Genomic DNA, 506 nt, shown 5'->3' with positions numbered 1-506 from the left:
GGTCAGCTCACGTCGGCCGGACTCGTCCTCGGCACCGACCCACACCTGCACCCGCACCGAGCCGTTCTCCGGCAGGACGAGCGGCGCCTCCAGTGCCAATTCCTCCACCAGGTCGCAGCCGACCTGGTCACCCGCCCTGATCGCCAGCTCGACGAACGCCGTACCGGGCAGCAGGGTCGAGCCCTGAACCACATAGTCGGCCAGCCACGGATGGGTCCGGACCGACAGACGACCGGTCAGCAGGACACCGTCCGTGCCACCCACCGCGACCGCCGCACCCAGCAACGGGTGCTCCGCCGCACCGAGCCCGGCCGCCGAGACATCACCGATCAGCGGCAGCGCGTCCGGCCAGTAGCGCTCGCGCTGGAACGCGTACGTCGGCAGGTCCAGCCACCGGGCGCCACGGCCGTCGAAGAAGGGCTCCCAGTCCACCCGGACACCGCGTACGTGCAGCTGCCCCGCAGCCATGGTGGCGGCCACCGCCTCCGGCCGGTCACCACGCAGCA

The 506-nt window shown here is 72.1% G+C and carries 1 pseudogene; it reads right to left on the bottom strand.

Annotation, left to right across the window (positions count from 1 at the left end):
• Positions 1-506: pseudogene (locus tag CU044_RS19500) on the bottom strand (polyketide synthase dehydratase domain-containing protein); the annotation flags it as partial.

It is taken from the genome of Streptomyces sp. L-9-10, from assembly GCF_004151105.1.
Taxonomy (GTDB): Bacteria; Actinomycetota; Actinomycetes; order Streptomycetales; family Streptomycetaceae; genus Streptomyces.
The sequence above is the reverse complement of the archived record's forward strand: the minus strand, read 5'-3'. Positions and strand labels throughout refer to the sequence as shown.